Annotated in this window: 12 protein-coding genes and 1 pseudogene; 9 read left to right on the forward strand and 4 right to left on the reverse strand. The window is 39.5% G+C overall.

Annotation, left to right across the window (positions count from 1 at the left end; genetic code table 11):
- Positions 1-16 precede the first annotated feature (16 nt).
- Entirely contained in the window at positions 17-1,426 is a 1,410-nt protein-coding gene (locus V7K89_RS21810) for a nicotinate phosphoribosyltransferase (RefSeq protein WP_335190809.1), read from the reverse strand.
- Positions 1,427-1,880: 454 nt separating this feature from the next.
- Here V7K89_RS21810 and V7K89_RS21815 point away from each other — a divergent pair, with 454 nt between their 5' ends.
- Together V7K89_RS21815 and V7K89_RS21820 are read left to right on the forward strand one after the other, a co-directional pair.
- Positions 1,881-2,030, forward strand: coding sequence for a nicotinate phosphoribosyltransferase (locus V7K89_RS21815; RefSeq protein ID WP_335190810.1), 150 nt, complete (start codon positions 1,881-1,883; stop codon positions 2,028-2,030).
- 229 nt (positions 2,031-2,259) lie between these two features.
- The gene (locus tag V7K89_RS21820; protein WP_335190813.1) at positions 2,260-3,129 is read left to right on the forward strand and encodes a phosphoribosylaminoimidazolesuccinocarboxamide synthase; all 870 of its coding nucleotides are present in this window, start codon (positions 2,260-2,262) and stop codon (positions 3,127-3,129) included.
- A 25-nt stretch (positions 3,130-3,154) separates the two neighbouring features.
- On the opposite strand, the gene V7K89_RS21825 is transcribed toward V7K89_RS21820, so the two are convergent.
- Entirely contained in the window at positions 3,155-4,720 is a 1,566-nt protein-coding gene (locus V7K89_RS21825) for a 5'-methylthioadenosine/S-adenosylhomocysteine nucleosidase family protein (protein ID WP_335190815.1), read from the reverse strand.
- Between the two features lie 415 nt (positions 4,721-5,135).
- On the opposite strand from V7K89_RS21825, the gene V7K89_RS21830 reads away from it, so the two are divergent.
- Entirely contained in the window at positions 5,136-5,687 is a 552-nt protein-coding gene (locus V7K89_RS21830; protein WP_335190821.1) for a hypothetical protein, read from the forward strand.
- A 510-nt stretch (positions 5,688-6,197) separates the two neighbouring features.
- Here V7K89_RS21830 and V7K89_RS21835 read toward each other — a convergent pair.
- Positions 6,198-7,010: an SDR family NAD(P)-dependent oxidoreductase gene (locus V7K89_RS21835; protein ID WP_335190823.1), complete on the reverse strand. Its 813-nt coding sequence runs from the start codon at positions 7,008-7,010 to the stop codon at positions 6,198-6,200.
- 213 nt (positions 7,011-7,223) lie between these two features.
- Here V7K89_RS21835 and V7K89_RS21840 point away from each other — a divergent pair.
- The 6 genes and pseudogenes from V7K89_RS21840 to V7K89_RS21865 all read left to right on the forward strand — a co-directional run.
- A pseudogene (locus tag V7K89_RS21840) lies at positions 7,224-7,442 on the forward strand (pyridoxal-phosphate dependent enzyme); the annotation flags it as partial.
- A gap of 13 nt (positions 7,443-7,455) precedes the next feature.
- Positions 7,456-7,938: a hypothetical protein gene (locus V7K89_RS21845; protein WP_335190825.1), complete on the forward strand. Its 483-nt coding sequence runs from the start codon at positions 7,456-7,458 to the stop codon at positions 7,936-7,938.
- A gap of 590 nt (positions 7,939-8,528) precedes the next feature.
- Entirely contained in the window at positions 8,529-9,845 is a 1,317-nt protein-coding gene (locus tag V7K89_RS21850) for an amino acid permease (RefSeq protein WP_335190827.1), read from the forward strand.
- Positions 9,846-10,006: 161 nt separating this feature from the next.
- A complete protein-coding gene (locus V7K89_RS21855; RefSeq protein ID WP_335190829.1) occupies positions 10,007-10,552 on the forward strand; it encodes an RNA 2'-phosphotransferase in 546 nt (181 codons plus the stop codon).
- A gap of 333 nt (positions 10,553-10,885) precedes the next feature.
- Positions 10,886-12,103, forward strand: a complete 1,218-nt coding sequence (locus tag V7K89_RS21860) for a lipid-A-disaccharide synthase-related protein (RefSeq protein ID WP_335190831.1) — start codon at positions 10,886-10,888, stop codon at positions 12,101-12,103.
- Positions 12,104-12,254: 151 nt separating this feature from the next.
- Positions 12,255-13,991, forward strand: coding sequence for an ABC transporter ATP-binding protein (locus V7K89_RS21865; protein ID WP_335190833.1), 1,737 nt, complete (start codon positions 12,255-12,257; stop codon positions 13,989-13,991).
- Between the two features lie 60 nt (positions 13,992-14,051).
- Here the strand turns inward: V7K89_RS21865 and V7K89_RS21870 are convergent, their stop codons facing one another.
- Positions 14,052-15,260, reverse strand: coding sequence for a NupC/NupG family nucleoside CNT transporter (locus V7K89_RS21870; RefSeq protein WP_335190835.1), 1,209 nt, complete (start codon positions 15,258-15,260; stop codon positions 14,052-14,054).
- Positions 15,261-15,626: the final 366 nt, after the last annotated feature.

The following is a 15,626-nucleotide window of genomic DNA, read 5'->3' on the forward strand; positions in this document are numbered from 1 at the left end:
GCGCTTCTGCGGTAGCCTACGGCAAGCCGCTGGTGCGTCTACGTTGCTTAGTTTCTTCAGTCAACATCCGTAACCCCTCAGAAATCTCCACCTGCACCGTGACAGGATGATCTAAACGCCGTGTCTGTTCTGGCAAACTGGCAACTGAGGCGGCGGTACGCTGACGAATTGTTACTAACAACTCCAATGGCTGCACCCGTTCACCTTCTTGTACTACTAACTGCAACAAAGGTTCTTCTTCTAGAGGAGTTTCACCTAAGAGTCCCAATCTGTCTACTTTTACCTTATCTCCCATAAACGAGCGAAAAATCTGCTTGCGCCCTGGATAAGTAACTTTACCACTGGACTGCTTCATGACTGGGATGCCATCAATGTCTACAAGTTTATAAACTCCATTTACGGGCGAACCTGTAACTAGTCGTGTTCCTAGTCCATAACCATCAATCTCAGCCCCAGCAGCTTTTAATCTGGCAATTTCCCACTCGTCTATGTCGCTACTAGCAAAAATTGGCACACTGGGAAGGAGCGATCGCACCTGTTTTGATAAGGTAACTAAATCTCCTGAGTCCAATCTCACTCCTGTTAATTGTATTTCCCCGGAATTTACTTTTTCGGCCAAGCGTTGGGCAGCAGCAACGGTATCGTAAGTATCAATCAGCAATGGCGCACCCGGAAAATATCGATGAAATGCACTAAAAGCTTGTTCTTCAGTGCCTTCTATTGCTGACAATGCCATTACTAAGGCGTGTGCCATCGTACCATTTGGCTTTTGTCCCAGTTGTAGCGCTGCTAACACATTAGAAGTAGAATCTAACCCACCCGCTAAGGCTGCCCGCGCTGCCCATAAAGACCCTTGGGGACTAAATGCTCGTCTGGTGCCAAATTCTAAAAGTGTTGCTTCCTCCCCCGCTACATCCCGCAACCGTGCTGCTTTTGTGGCAATCAAAGTCTGGTAATTAATCGTATTTAAGAGGTAAGTTTCCACTAGTTGCGCTTGCCAAAGGGGTGCTTCTACTCGCAACAGTGGTTGATTGGCAAACACAGCTGTCCCTTCTGGTACTGCCCAAACATCACCCGTAAACTTTCCCTCAGCTAAAAGTGACCAAAAGCGATCGCCAGCATGAGCAAAAATTCCTGTTGCTTGTAATGCCGCAATTTGCGCAAAACTAAAGCGGATTTTGGCTAAATATTCTAATGCCTGCGTCAGCCCCATTGCTATTAAGTAACCAAAACCCTCTGGCAATCGTCTGACAGACAATTCAAAGCTTGCCCGTCGTTGTTCTATACCTTCGCCTGTGTAACAAGCTGCCATTGTCAACTGGTAAAGGTCGGTCAGCAAGCTGTAGTCATCGGCAGAAAGGTTCAGTTCCTGGTTCTGCTGGCTTTGCTGTTTATGTACATAGTCTAAATCTGGCAAAGTTGTCATGCAAGAGCTTCCTTACAAGATGCTTCTTTTATTTATGGTAAATAATACCATAAATAATGTCAACTCCTGGTGAGTATATTGTCTGAGATTGCCGTAAAACAATAAATTTATCAGCAACTTAATACTAACTTCATTAAAAACTTAATATTTTTTAATAGTAATAGCTAGCAATAATGTTAATTAGATCAGGTGGCTAATGAAGGAAAATAATATCCTGGTAAGGCAAGTTTGTTTACAAGTCTCTTTTCCAGACTGGGGTTGAAAAAATAACTAAATTACAATTAGAATTAATAAGGAAAGTTTGACTTTTTGACAAACTAAAGTATTACAAAGTTATCTAAATAAATATTGCATATAATTTCAAGATATTGAGAATTAAAGCAAGCCTTGAATATCAGCATTAAAATATAAGTATCACAATCAATGGTGACTCGAAAAAAAGGAGTCAAATATTATGACTATTTCCAAAATCATTGCGAACATAACCCAGTATATATCTGAAGCAGCAATGCGGATTTTTGGACCTAATGATGATGCTTATCCTGTTATTGGCGTACAACCTTTTACAGGTGAGCCTTATGATAAGCGTAAAGATGATAATTAGTAAATGTTGAATATGGGAATGCAACTTAAATAATAATTTGTGAAAATCACAAAACTTAGATATCCGACTTCTTAGATAAGTCGGATATCTTGTTGTTAACTAATGATTAATGACTGTTCTAAGAGGCTGTCTCTAAAGAAATGTAAAGAGAGCAAACTAAGGCGACTACTACAAATTAAAAGCTATAACTAAAAAATATAACCTGATTAAATTTAATTTGAGTTATCCAATGAAATATTTACGTTCTGGGAAAGTAAGAGACATTTATGAACTTGATAACTCTTGTTTAGTTTTTATAACAACTGACAGAATTTCTGCTTATGATCATATTTTACCTAACAATATTTTAGGTAAAGGCAAAGTGTTAACTCAAATGTCTATATTTTGGATGGAATTTCTCTCTGATATAGTACCTAATCATTTTATCTCAGCAAATGATGCAGATATAAGAAAAATACCTTTAAATATCGGCACACCTGATTATCTTACAGATAGAACGATACTCGTTCAAAAAGCAAATATGCTCGATATTGAATGTATTGTTCGTGGATATTTGGCTGGCTCTGCTTGGCGTGAATATAATATAACTGGAAAGGTTACTGGATTAAATTTACCTCCAGGGCTTAAGTTTGCAGATAAATTGCCTCAACCTGTTTTTACTCCTAGCACAAAAAGTAATAAAGGTAATGATATAAATATCACTTTTGAACAAGCTAGAAGTATTGTTGGAGATGATATCGAAGAATTATCGAGAATATCTTTAGCTTTATATTGTAAAGCATCTAAATATGCAGATGATCGAGGTATTATTTTAGCTGATACAAAATTTGAATTTGGAAGAGTGGATAATCGCATTACTCTTGTTGATGAAGTTCTTACGCCTGATTCATCTCGATATTGGAATAAGTGTTCTTGGAAACCTGGAGAAAATCCTTTTAGTTTTGACAAACAGATTATTAGAGATTGGTTAGACGCTAACCATTGGAATCATAAACCACCAACTCCAAATTTATCAAAGAAAATAATAGAAGAAACTTATTCACGTTATTCTGAAATTTCTGAAATAATCATGAATCCTAGAAAAGAGAAGACTTTTTGAATTCAAGCCCGAATAAATTATAGAATTAATTAAATAAAAGCCTTTCTACATCGTTAATTAAAAAATAATTGCAATATTCAGCAGAGGTAAAAGCTGCATATCTTTGGTAGTTATCATCTTTATTACCATCTGCAAAATCACAAACTGACTTAAAACACCAAAAATAAGGTGCAGGCTCAATAGCTTGTGATGCAGCAAAATAGACACCATAAGCTTCCATTTCTATACCAACTAGTTTGCGCCAGTTTCTTTGTATATAAGAAACTGCTTGAGAGTCATTAATAACCTGATCTCCACTTGCAATGGTATCTACATGGATATTGAGAACTGAATTAGGCTTATTGCCTTGCCAAGAATTTCTAATATCATCCAAATATTTTCGACCGTTATTTTTTATTATCGTAGAAACTTTATCTTGAATTCTTATAGGATGTGGATCAGGATAAAAACTGACTTCCTGATTGCTGGCAGCTTCTATTTTTCCTGATGAATGATCAACTACTTGTTGAGCCACTAAAACATCTCCAAAATTACGTTCTGATGATTTAGTACCAGCAGCTATTCCAACAAGTATTACTGCTTTTGGTCGAAAGTTATATAACATCTTGGTTGTTAAGGATGCAGATGCAGTTATTCCCATTTGACTAGGAGCACCAAGAATAACAGATAATTTTCGAGCACTACTTGTAGTTATTTCTGTTTGAAAATACTCCTGATTATGATTTTTTGCGGAAAAAGTATTCCATTGCCAAGTAGGATTTCCCATATTACGAACAAACTCTTGTTCTATAGAAAGCCCACATATAATTGCTATATCAAAATTTCTTGTTAAAGCTACATCAAAATCGCGAGTGAAATCAGGATTATTAAGATAAGGCTCTGCCATATTCCAAATATCCAAAAACTCTTGACGATTTTCATCAAATAAATCGTTTTTACATCTATAATCATCAACAAACATAAACCATGCTAGTTCCATACAATTTTTAGTAGCTCCAAATCGACCATATACAAGAATATCGTTGAAAAAGTACATTGGTCCACTCGGATATACATCATAAAACTTCAATTCAAGATTTCGCTCTGCTCCTAGTTCCCTTATACGATCAATAATTGGATAAAGACTCAAAGGTTCATCTTCTTTTATATTCCAATTTACCCCTGTATCTATCGTTAAGTTAAAACAGCTATTCAAAGCGTTTAGAATATTCAAAAGTCCTTCAAAGGTTTTGTTTATAGGGGTTCTATAACGAATTCCTATTATTTGTTGACGACGTCGTGCAAAATCACTTAATGGATTTACCACAAGAATTTTTATTAAAGGAAATCTATCTACATCTTGACAAATCTCTTTTAATAAAGATTTATCTGAACGATCGCTCAAAAATGTGTCAAGAATCATTACATTTGGTTCATATTGTTTTCCTCCATTGTCAGATGGGTTGTAATATTTTCCATACTCAACACCTACTTGAAGAAATTCGGTTAGTAAGTTCTCATTATCGTAATTTACTAAAACATCGTTTATTCCATAGGCAGATTTATAATGAAGCCAATTAGGACGTTGACCCCTTGTAGATCTATGAACCATCGGTATACTTTTACTTCTATATAATTAGACTGTTATAATTATGATAGCAGCAGTTTAAATGACTGTTTCGCTAAATTGTAGCAGTCTCTACAAATTGGCTATCAAACACTGCTTCAGACAGACATTATCATAAAGCACACAATACAAAAGAATTAAGACTAATATAAAAATAGGACTTATACACTGTACAAATTGGCTATTATATGTATAGCGATATTTTATCTTTTAAAGACGTTAGCGATCGCACATATGCTGATAATAATGGTTGGTCTTAGTTAGACGAAACTTCGCCTTTTATTGTATTTCCCCTCAAGCCTTTCTGGAAAAGATATCTGCTCTTCTTCGTTTAAACTGGTAGTAAAGTAGTGAGCTAGCCAAAATACCTGGGCATAGTGATGTTCTTTAGGAGACAGCTATGAGCGATAAAGATCAAATCATTGAAATTTTCTTTAAGGAATATGATAAATTAAAGTCTGAGCAGGCTCAAAGAATTGGCTTTCGGGACAACCTACTTTACGTGACACTAGGTTTATTCGCAACAATTGTCTCGTTTGCTGTTTCCAATTCGTCTAACTATTACGCCCTGCTTGTGATTCCCTGGGTTTGCCTCATCTTGGGCTGGACTTATACAGTGAATGACGAGAAGATTTCGGCGATTGGCAAATACATTCGCTACAAGCTGGTGGACAAAGTTAAAGAGCACACGGGTTATACGAATCTAGAAACCCTCTTTGGTTGGGAGATTGCCCATCGTAATGACAAGCATCGCAAGCGCCGCAAGGTTCAGCAGCTGATCGTGGACGAAATTACATTTGTCTTTTCAGGCATGATTGCTCTTTTGGCATTCTGGTTTTCAGTTTCTCAGCCTCCTCTGGCAGTAACTATTTTGTCTTGGGTAGAACTTTTGCTTTTAATTGTGTTAGGAGTTGAAATGCTTATTTATGCTGACCTGGCAGAAGGTCGCTAGTGTTTCATGTTGTGAGTCCCAGTAGTGGACGAGTTGCCTTCATCAATATCCGAAATATCGATTCCGTTCTTATAGAGCTATTCAGGAGCGATATCAATATCGCCCCAGTGAATATTAGACATTTCTTCGCTATATTGTACGGAGGCAAAAAAGCTTTATCTTTTAGCAGTTCAAACACCAATTCTTCTTTTATAGAGAAACAGATTGCGCCCCTCCGTAGACAGTCTACGGTGTATACACAAGTCTTAAAATCCTTGCCTGATAAAATACAAGCCTTACTAGTATGGAAGGGGGAAAATCAAAGCCTCTCCCTTTTTAGGGGCTACCGTATACACACAAGTCTTTTAGAGTTCCTGCGTAACGTAGGGTGCGTTAATTTTTACAGGTCGATGCATTGGCATTGCAGAGCAAGATGTGGGGCAGCTTTAAAAGACTTGTGTGTACACCGTAGCTTTTTAAGGGAGAGGAATGGAAGTCAGGTTTCTATAAAGTGAAAAGTCAGATATCGGGCTACCTATTTTTTTTGAGTTCGTGCATACTTCTGACAACCTTTGTTACTAAATTTCTAGGTGTAAATCTGACGCTTTCAGTTAATATCTTATTTCTCATACCAGGAACAACAACGATTTTGTTTGTCATTAAGCCCCGATAACCAATCCTAGCAACGGTTTCTGTATCCATCATTCTGTTAACGTTAGCAATCTTTGAATTTTCCATTGCAGCATTTTGTTGGAATTTCGATGCTGTTGGCCCTGGACAAAGAACAGTCACGCTAACACCTGTGCCCTCTAATTCATTAGCGATCGCTTCTGAAAATGATAAGACATAGGCTTTAGTAGCGAAATAAACTGCCATTAGAGGCCCTGGTTGAAAAGCAGCAGCTGAGGCCACGTTTAATATTTTTCCATAGTTTTGCTCGACCATATCTTTGAGGAACAACTTAGTTAAATGAGTCAGGCTGACCATATTTACCTGAAGCATTTTCAATTCAATACTAAGGTCTGTTTCGCTAAATGCTCCATAAGTCCCAAAGCCAGCATTGTTAACTAGCACATCAATCTTGATGGACGCTTGCTGTAGTTCTGTAAAAATTTCTTCTGGGGATGTGGTAATAGATAAATCCTTAGCAAAAATTTTGACATAAATGCCAAATTTTTGCGGAAATTCATCTATAATTTCAATAAGTTTTTGTTCATTCTTATCTACTAAGACAAGATTATAACTATGACGAGCAAATATTTGGGTTAATTGATAGCCTATCCCACTAGCTGCTCCTGTAATTAGAGCAGTTTTTTTTTGCCGACTTTCGGATGTTTTATTCATGTTCAAAAAAATGACTAAGTTGAATTAATTAATTAATTGAAGTTTTATAAATTTAGCTACAGCAATATATAATGTTTGCTGTAGTTATTTTTATGGAGACAAGAAATGATGCTATTCACCTGAAATAAGTATGCTTCAATAAAGCATATTAGGTGCAAATATAAAAATCTGTATCTATATAAACAAGAGCAATAATATATAATAGCGTCATCAATGCCACAGCATAATTCGGTTGCTATAACTAACGTGCAAGCAGCACAAAAGCGAATTTTGGGGATTGCCTACCGCACACCCGTGCTGACTTCTAGAATTGTTAACGATCGCACCAATAGCCAAGTATTCTTTAAGTGCGAAAACTTTCAACGCACAGGGGCATTTAAATTTAGAGGCGCGTACAATGCCCTAGCCCAAACAAACGAAGGCAGAAAAGAAACGACTGCTGGAAGTGTTACGAATAGATAAGGGACAACAAAATGGGGCGAGTCAAACACTAAACAATCTTGATGAGCTAATGCCAGAACTCAGAAAATTAATTTTCCAACACCGAGGAAATCTTGAAATACCTGGTTGGAGTTGGTCTTTACCACTGAGTATTATCGAGTCACTGACTTATCAATCAGTTACTGGTGTCTGTCTCAAACAGTTCCGTGATGTAGAAGATGGTACTCGTGCTTGTTATCAAGCAATCATTGAAGTTTTAATGAAAATGTCTAAATATCATGGGGGAAAAATCCTCAGTTCAGGTGATGTGGGCGGTAAGTATGAAGTGAAATTTTACGATGCTGCTAGCCATCCTATAGTTAAAGAACTAGGATTACAAGGGGTTCGCTCTGAAGCAGGCTCAGTCAGTGTACCAGTAAAGCTGGCTTACTGGCTGAATTTTGATTTCACTGTTGAGAATGGTATTGTGATTTGGAAAGCTGATTAATACCATTTCCCTAAAATCTTGAGACATATAAATTTCCCCTAGGGTCGCACAACTGTCATTGGTGTCAACTAGCCCTTTCAAGGGGAACATTTGTACTATCGAAAAAATAATGTTTTTCACTCTTTTTTAGGATTTTGGCGCAGGCGATAGCTTAATTTACATCCGAAAATTTTTTCTTCAATTCCCGCCGATGCCTGAAATGCGGTAAAAATTTGGATAGTACATATGCTCACCTTGAAAGGGCTGGAATATAGGACTTATGCACTGTACAAAATGACCATAATCTGTATTACGCAAAATGTCTATTTCAGGCGCTGACTCAAACCTGATTTAATTGCATAATTACTGTTTTGGGTATTAGACATAGCTCAAAAGTTCAAATTTTGATAGTACATATGTATGATGCGTAATTCCTAAAGTAGTATAAGTCTCTTCGCGTTTGTCGCGCTAGTATAAAACATTTTATTACCCTCTCTGGGTAATAAAATGTAAGGCAATCGCCTGAAATGCTGGTGCAACATCAAATCAGGGTTTTTGTGAAGAATGTTTACGTATGTTAATATTGCTTGGTTTAAGTACAGATATTCAGTATGGTTCCCATAAAGATTGTTCTCAAAGATTCAGAGCAAGTCACTCGGTTGTTTTCTCATCTTGAATTTGATGGAAACAAACTCAATCATCAACCAGGTAGTGTATTTGGGAGTACTGCATTGATTGCAGGAACCACTGTTGGGGCTGGGATTCTTGCCCTACCAGCTGTTACCCTGCCATCTGGGATTGTGCCATCCACATCTGGACTAATTGCTGTTTGGCTCTACGCTTTAGTTTCAGGGTTATTGGTTGCAGAAGTTACCTTAAACACGATGCGAACAGAAGGGCATCTGAGTATAGGTTTTTTGGGAGTTGTTGAGAAAATTCTTGGTAAGCTGGGAGCGCGAATTGCTGGCGGTGCATATTTATTTATGCACTATGCTCTGTTGGTGGCATACATCACTGAAGGCGGAGAGATTTTAGGAGCGGCGGCAGCAAAAGTCTGGGGTATGCAGATATTACCTACGTGGGTGGGCACAATGGCTTTCACGCTCTTATTTGGTGGCATTATGTATCTTGGGCGAGAAAAGTTTATTGAGAAATTAAACAGTGCCTTTGTCGGAATTGTCATCGTTTCCTTCTTAGGACTATTATTTCTTGGAGGAAGGCATATTCAAAGTACCCGACTGTTATTTCAAAACTGGAGTGCCCTCGGCAGTGCCATTTCAGTGATGTCTGTGGCGTTGTTTTTCCAAAACGTTGTACCGCTAGTTGTGAAGCAACTCGAAGGGGATGCCCGCAAAATTCGTCAGTCCATCTTTATTGGTTCCCTAATTCCTCTAATTATGTTCTTGGCGTGGAATGCCGTAATTTTAGGAAGCGTCAGTCCTGATATGCTACATAGCACTTCTGATGGTGCAAGTGTTTTTGATCCACTACAAATTCTCCGAGGAGGTGGAGCGGGGCAATGGTTAGGAGTGCTAGTATCCATTTTTTCAGAATTTGCGATCGTCACATCATTCATTGGATTTGTGTACGGGTTGCTGGATTTGTTCAAAGATATTTTCCTACCTGCACAATGGCAATTTTCTAGCCGCTTACCCCTCTATTCGCTGGTTCTTTTCCCTCCGATGACTCTCGGAACGCTCAACCCTAGCATCTTCTTTACTGCCCTAGATTACACTGGAACATTTGGTATTTCAGTTCTAGGTGGAATTATTCCGGCGTTAATGAGTTGGAAACAACGTCAAGAACAAGAAAACTCAGATAGCGTAAATCAATCACTCGCTCCTGGTGGAAAGGTGACACTCATTGCGATGATTGGAGTGGCATTAACAATGATAGGCAAACAAATTCTGTCAATTTATATAAAATAAAACCATCAACAAAAAATTTAATATATTGTATAAAAATTTACTTGTAGTATAAAATGCTAACCATAATCAAACTGTAACGCGAGAGTCATTAGTTATTGAGATACTACACCCATTCTTTAAGATAGTTTGAATTAACCAATGACCAATGACTACTTCATCAAATGAGTGATTCTCGACTTGTCAAAATCAGTAAATATCTCATTAAATATCTGCGACACACCCCGGATGCTATTGGAATTAAACTTGCTCCTGGTGGTTGGGTTGCTGTTGATGACTTACTTACCGCTTGTACTCAAAACAAGTTTCCGATTACCCGCCAGGAATTACAAATGGTAGTTGAATTCAACGAAAAACAACGATTTTCTTTTGATTCTACAGGTACTCTAATTCGTGCGAACCAAGGACATAGTGTAAAAGTTGATTTACAATTAGAAGCCGTTGTTCCTCCAGATCAGCTTTATCACGGCACGGGACGCAAATCTGTAGAATTAATTCTGCAAACAGGACTTTGCAAAATGTCGCGACATCATGTCCATTTATCAAAAGATATAGAAACAGCACAAACTGTTGGTGCCAGGCATGGAAAACCAGTGGTTTTTGCTGTAAATACTGCGGCAATGCATCAGGCGGGTTATATCTTCTATTGTTCTGCTAATGGTGTTTGGTTAGTCGATCGTGTGCCACCTGAGTATCTACAAAAAATTTGAATTTTAACAAAACAGAATATTGAAATAATATTTGCAAAGAAGTTACATAATCCGGAAGTTGCAACAATTACCGCATGTTGGAATTGAACTTAGATCAATGTACCCATAGCGTTTGTACTCCTAATACTGTATTCTCTGATAGATTAGCGTCTGCAAAACAGAGATTAGCAGTAATTCCATTCCGGTTTACACCTGAAAAAGTAACTTTGTAGATTTGTCTATAAAATTACAAACTCTCAAGAGTAAAAATACTATCAATATCTTTGCCTACTCACCCAATGTAGGTTAAAAATCTCACCAAACAAACATTTTAGACCTATCCAAGACCCCAAGATGCCTTCTAAGCGAATCTTGTTTATCAGTAACGGCCACGGAGAGGACAACCACACCTCTCATGTTATTCAGACTCTGCGCCAATTGTGTCCTTCTATTGAAATGGCGGCAATGCCGATTGTGGGAGAAGGAAAAGCTTACCGTAGCTTGGACATTCCCATTATTGGGCCCACACAAACAATGCCTTCTGGGGGCTTCTTTTACATGAAGCGCCTCTATTTCCTGAAAGATTTTCAATCGGGATTGATTGGGTTAACGTGGCGACAATTACAAGCGGTGTTGCAGTATGCTCCCAACTGCGATTTAATTATGTCTACTGGGGATTTTGTCTCCCAAACATTTGCTTACTTAACAAAGCGCCCCTTCGTTTCGTTTATTTCTTGTCTTTCTGCCCTCTATGAAGGGCGATTGCGTCTCAATCCGCTATTGTGGCACGACCTTAATTCTTCTCGATGTCTGGCAGTTTTCACCAGAGATTCCTATACAGCTTTCGATCTTCAACGGCAAGGTATAGCAAAGGCTCAGTTTGGTGGGATTCCGGCTTTAGATCGCCTCGTCCCCACTGGTAAAGACTTGTACCTGAAACCGGACATTCCTGCGATCGCACTCTTACCAGGATCGCGGATGCCGGAAGCCGCGCGAAATTTCAGTTTGGAGTTGCAACTGGTGATCGAAATCGCCAAGATGATGCCTGAGTCTGGATTCCAGTTTCGTGCCGCCTTAGTACCAAATTTAATGGAGCAATTAGACGACATTGCTCAAAGTCAAGGTTGGCAACTGAATCAAGGCATACTCACCTATTTTCCTCCAGGAAGTTCTGCTGCAGAATCACCGCTTGTAGAAGTGAGATGTTACTCAGATGCCTTCAGTGATATCTTGTATTACTCTACCCTGGTTATTGGCATGGCAGGGTTGGCAGTGGATTTATCTGTAGCAAGCGGCAAACCTATCATCCAGATTCCCGGAGAGGGCCCTCAATTTACCTATCAATTTGCAGAAGCGCAAACGCGGCTATCGGGCATTTCTGCCCAAACCATTGGCACTAAGCCAGCAACCCCTGAGATTCTCAAGCAAGCAGCTAAACGAGTAGTCGAAACTTTAGAAGATTCAGACTACCTCGCTAAGTGCAAAGAAAATGGCCCTGAGCGATTTGGCCCACCCGGCGCATCTGAGAGAATTGCCCGCTTTCTACTAAACTCTCTAGGAGAAACTGAGTAGAAATTGCGTCAAAATTCAGGAGTCAGCACGGTTGGGTAACATGGTGTGGTAGGCTAACGCCGTAATGCACCTCAATTTTGACTCCTGAATTCTGAATTCTGAATTCTGACTTCTGACTTTTGACTCCTGACTCCTGAATTTTTACTTACCTATGAAAGTCCGTTCTAGTTACTGGCAACTGTTGCCTTATCTGTGGCCCCAATGGCCGCTGTTAATTCGGGGATTAGCTTGTATCTTAGGATTTGTGTTATTCACCCTAGCAGTGCCCTATTTAGCAGGTCAGGTCTCTTTTTATCTTGGTCAGGGAAATGTTAACCAGATTGCCTACTGGCTCGGACTAGCCACTTTAGTATTTTTGGTTCGAGGGTTTTGTCAATACGGGCAGAATGTCTTTATGATCGCTGCTGCTCTGAACATGGTTTTAAACTTGCGTAAGCGCGTTTATGCTCACCTGCACAAACTTGGATTAGATTACTTTGAAACGACACAGACGGGAGACCTGACTTATCGCCTGACCGAAGACATCGATCGCGTCGGCGAGATTGTGGACAAATTATCCCATCAGTTTCTTTCCAATTTGTTGCAGTTGATTGCAATTCCCATTTACATGCTCTACCTGAATTGGCCGCTCACTCTTGCGGGTTTGATTTTGGCTCCTTTAATGGCTTGGTTGATCGGGCAATTTGGTCAGCGATTGCTTGTGCTATCTCGCCAGAGCCAAAATCAGGTTTCTAATTTGTCGGCGATGCTAACTGAAGTATTTAGTGGGATTCGCGTCGTTCAGGCTTTTGCAGCCCAAGAATATGAAGTGAAGCGATTCAATCAAGAAGCAGAAATCAATCGCCAAGCTAAGTATCGCGCCCTACAACTGAAATCCATTCAGTTTCCCGTTGTCGGTTTTTTGGAAGCAGTTAGTATTATACTGCTGTTTTTATTAGGAGGATGGCAGATTTCTCAGAATCAGCTGACAGCTCAAGGGTTTATCAGTTTCTTAGCTGCTGTGGCTATACTGATTCAGCCAATCGACATGATGATTAGCAATTACAACGAGTACAAACAGACTGAAGCTTCTGTCGAACGCATTTTTGAACTGATGGCGAAGGAGCCTAGTATCAGCGAAAAATTGAATGCTCAGGCAATGCCAAGAGTTATGGGCAAGGTAGAGTATCGTCATGTCGATTTCGCCTACAATCCCAGCCAGCCAGTTCTTAAGGATCTCTGCCTAGACGCTTCTCCTGGTGATGTCATTGCCTTGGTTGGTTCTTCTGGAGCAGGCAAATCGACGTTAATTAACCTTTTACTTCGCTTTTATGACCCTCAGATGGGTCAAATCCTGGTTGATAATATTGATATCCGTGATGTCACACTTACCAGCTTGCGCCATCAAATTGGGATTGTTCCCCAAGATGTTACCCTTTTTTCGGGAACAATCGCTGAAAATATCGGTTATGGTCAGGAAAAATTAGATTTAGCAGCGATTCAGTCAGCAGCCAAGATTGCCAACGCTGACTCTTTTATCACCCAATTTTCTCAGGGTTATCATACCTGGGTGGGAGAGCGTGGAGTTAACCTATCGGGAGGACAACGCCAAAGATTAGCGATCGCCAGAGCAGTTGCTAACGATCCTCGAATTCTCATCCTGGATGAGGCCACCTCTGCCCTAGATTCTGAATCAGAAGTACTAGTTCAAGAAGCACTGGAGCGAGTGATGCAAAACCGTACTGTGTTTATTATCGCCCATCGCTTGAGCAGCGTTCGTCGGGCTGACTGCATTCTCGTAATCGAACAAGGACAGATAGTTGAAGCTGGTACTCACACCTCCCTCCTGTCTCAGGAAGGACGGTATGCCCGTTTTTACGCCCAACAGTTCTACTCTACAGATGAGTAAGGGATTGTCAAACTGTCGGTTTGCTCATTTTATAAAATCTATAATTTAGAAAATTCTTTTTCAAATCAACACCCCAGCAATACAAGCGGTGATAAAACCTGCTAACAATCCGCCAATCATTGATTTTACACCCATACGAGCTAAGTCATGCTGGCGATTAGGTGCTATCCCTGCAATGCCGCCAATGGTAATGCCAATTGAACCTATATTTGCAAAATTACATAATGCGTAAGTCGCAATAATTACTGCGCGTTGAGAGATTTTTCCACTTTCAATTAGTGCCTTCAAATCCAAAAAAGCAATAAACTCATTCAAAATTGTTTTTGTACCCAATAAAGCTCCAACTTGCCAACAATCAGCCCAAGGTACACCTATCAGCCATGCTACGGGAGCCATGAGAAAAGACAAAATCCACTGCAATGAGAGTTGCTGTAAGCCTACAAATGCCCCTAACCATCCCAAAAGTGCATTCAGGGCAGCCAATAATCCCAAAAAGGCGATAATTATCACCCCCACGTTAACTGCTAGCTTCACACCGTCAATTGCTCCGGTAGTGGCAGCATCAATTACATTTACATAATTGGTTTCTACATACGCTTTTGCCTTACCAGCCGTCTCTGATACTTCTGTTTCGGGGTAAAGTAATTTTGATACCACTAACGATGTAGGAGCAGTCATAAAGAAAGCAGCAATTAGGTGTTCTGTTGGTAGCCCAAAGGAAAGATATGCCCCTAGTACTCCACCGGCTATTGTGGCAAAACCACCCGTCATCACGGCATGGAGTTCCGATTGCGTCATATTCGCTATATAAGGTTTAACTATTAGCGCCGATTCTGTTGCCCCCAAAAAGATATTACCTGCACAGGATAAAGATTCAGAACCTGATGTTTTCATCGTCTTCATCATTACCCACGCCATCATGTTTACGACTCGCTGTAAAATGCCGTAGTAATACAAGACACTGATGAAGGCAGAGAAAAAGATAATTGTCGGCAGCACTTGGAAAGCAAAAAAATGATCCTTAAAATTTTCTCCAAAGACAAATTTGGCACCAACATCAGAAAATGCTAAAAATTGACTGACAATATCTCCCAGAAATTTAAACACAGTCAAACCCCAAGGAGTTTTAAGAATCACTAGTGCAAACACAAATTCCAATCCCAAACCCCACGCCACTATTCGCCAACGCACCGCATGACGATTAACAGAAAAGGCATAGGATATACTAATAAAAACTAAAATTCCCAACGCAGAGATGGCGCGTTCCATGTTTACTCCTGAAAAAGTATTGCTAAGGCACTTAGTCACAGAGCATACACAAAAATCCGCCTTTTTTGTGGTTTTTTAGTCAATTACTAAAGTTTTGATCCTGTAAATAAGAATTTAGCGATCGCACATTTTCCAGGTGCAATATCTGAGTAAGGTAAAGATGGTGAGCGTATGATTAGCAAATCAGCCAGTGGGAAATACTGAATTACCAACTATGGACAAGTTACTGATTTCATAAACTTCTTGTATAAGTCAGAAAACATCAACCTTAACTCCTTCAAGCCAGAGCTGACCTAAGATGTTAAGTATGAATGCACCATCCGATTCTTCTTCATACGGGTGGCTTAACGAAGAAAGCACGATTTG

The sequence above is a fragment of the Nostoc sp. genome (assembly GCF_036917515.1).
Lineage (GTDB): Bacteria > Cyanobacteriota > Cyanobacteriia > Cyanobacteriales > Nostocaceae > Nostoc.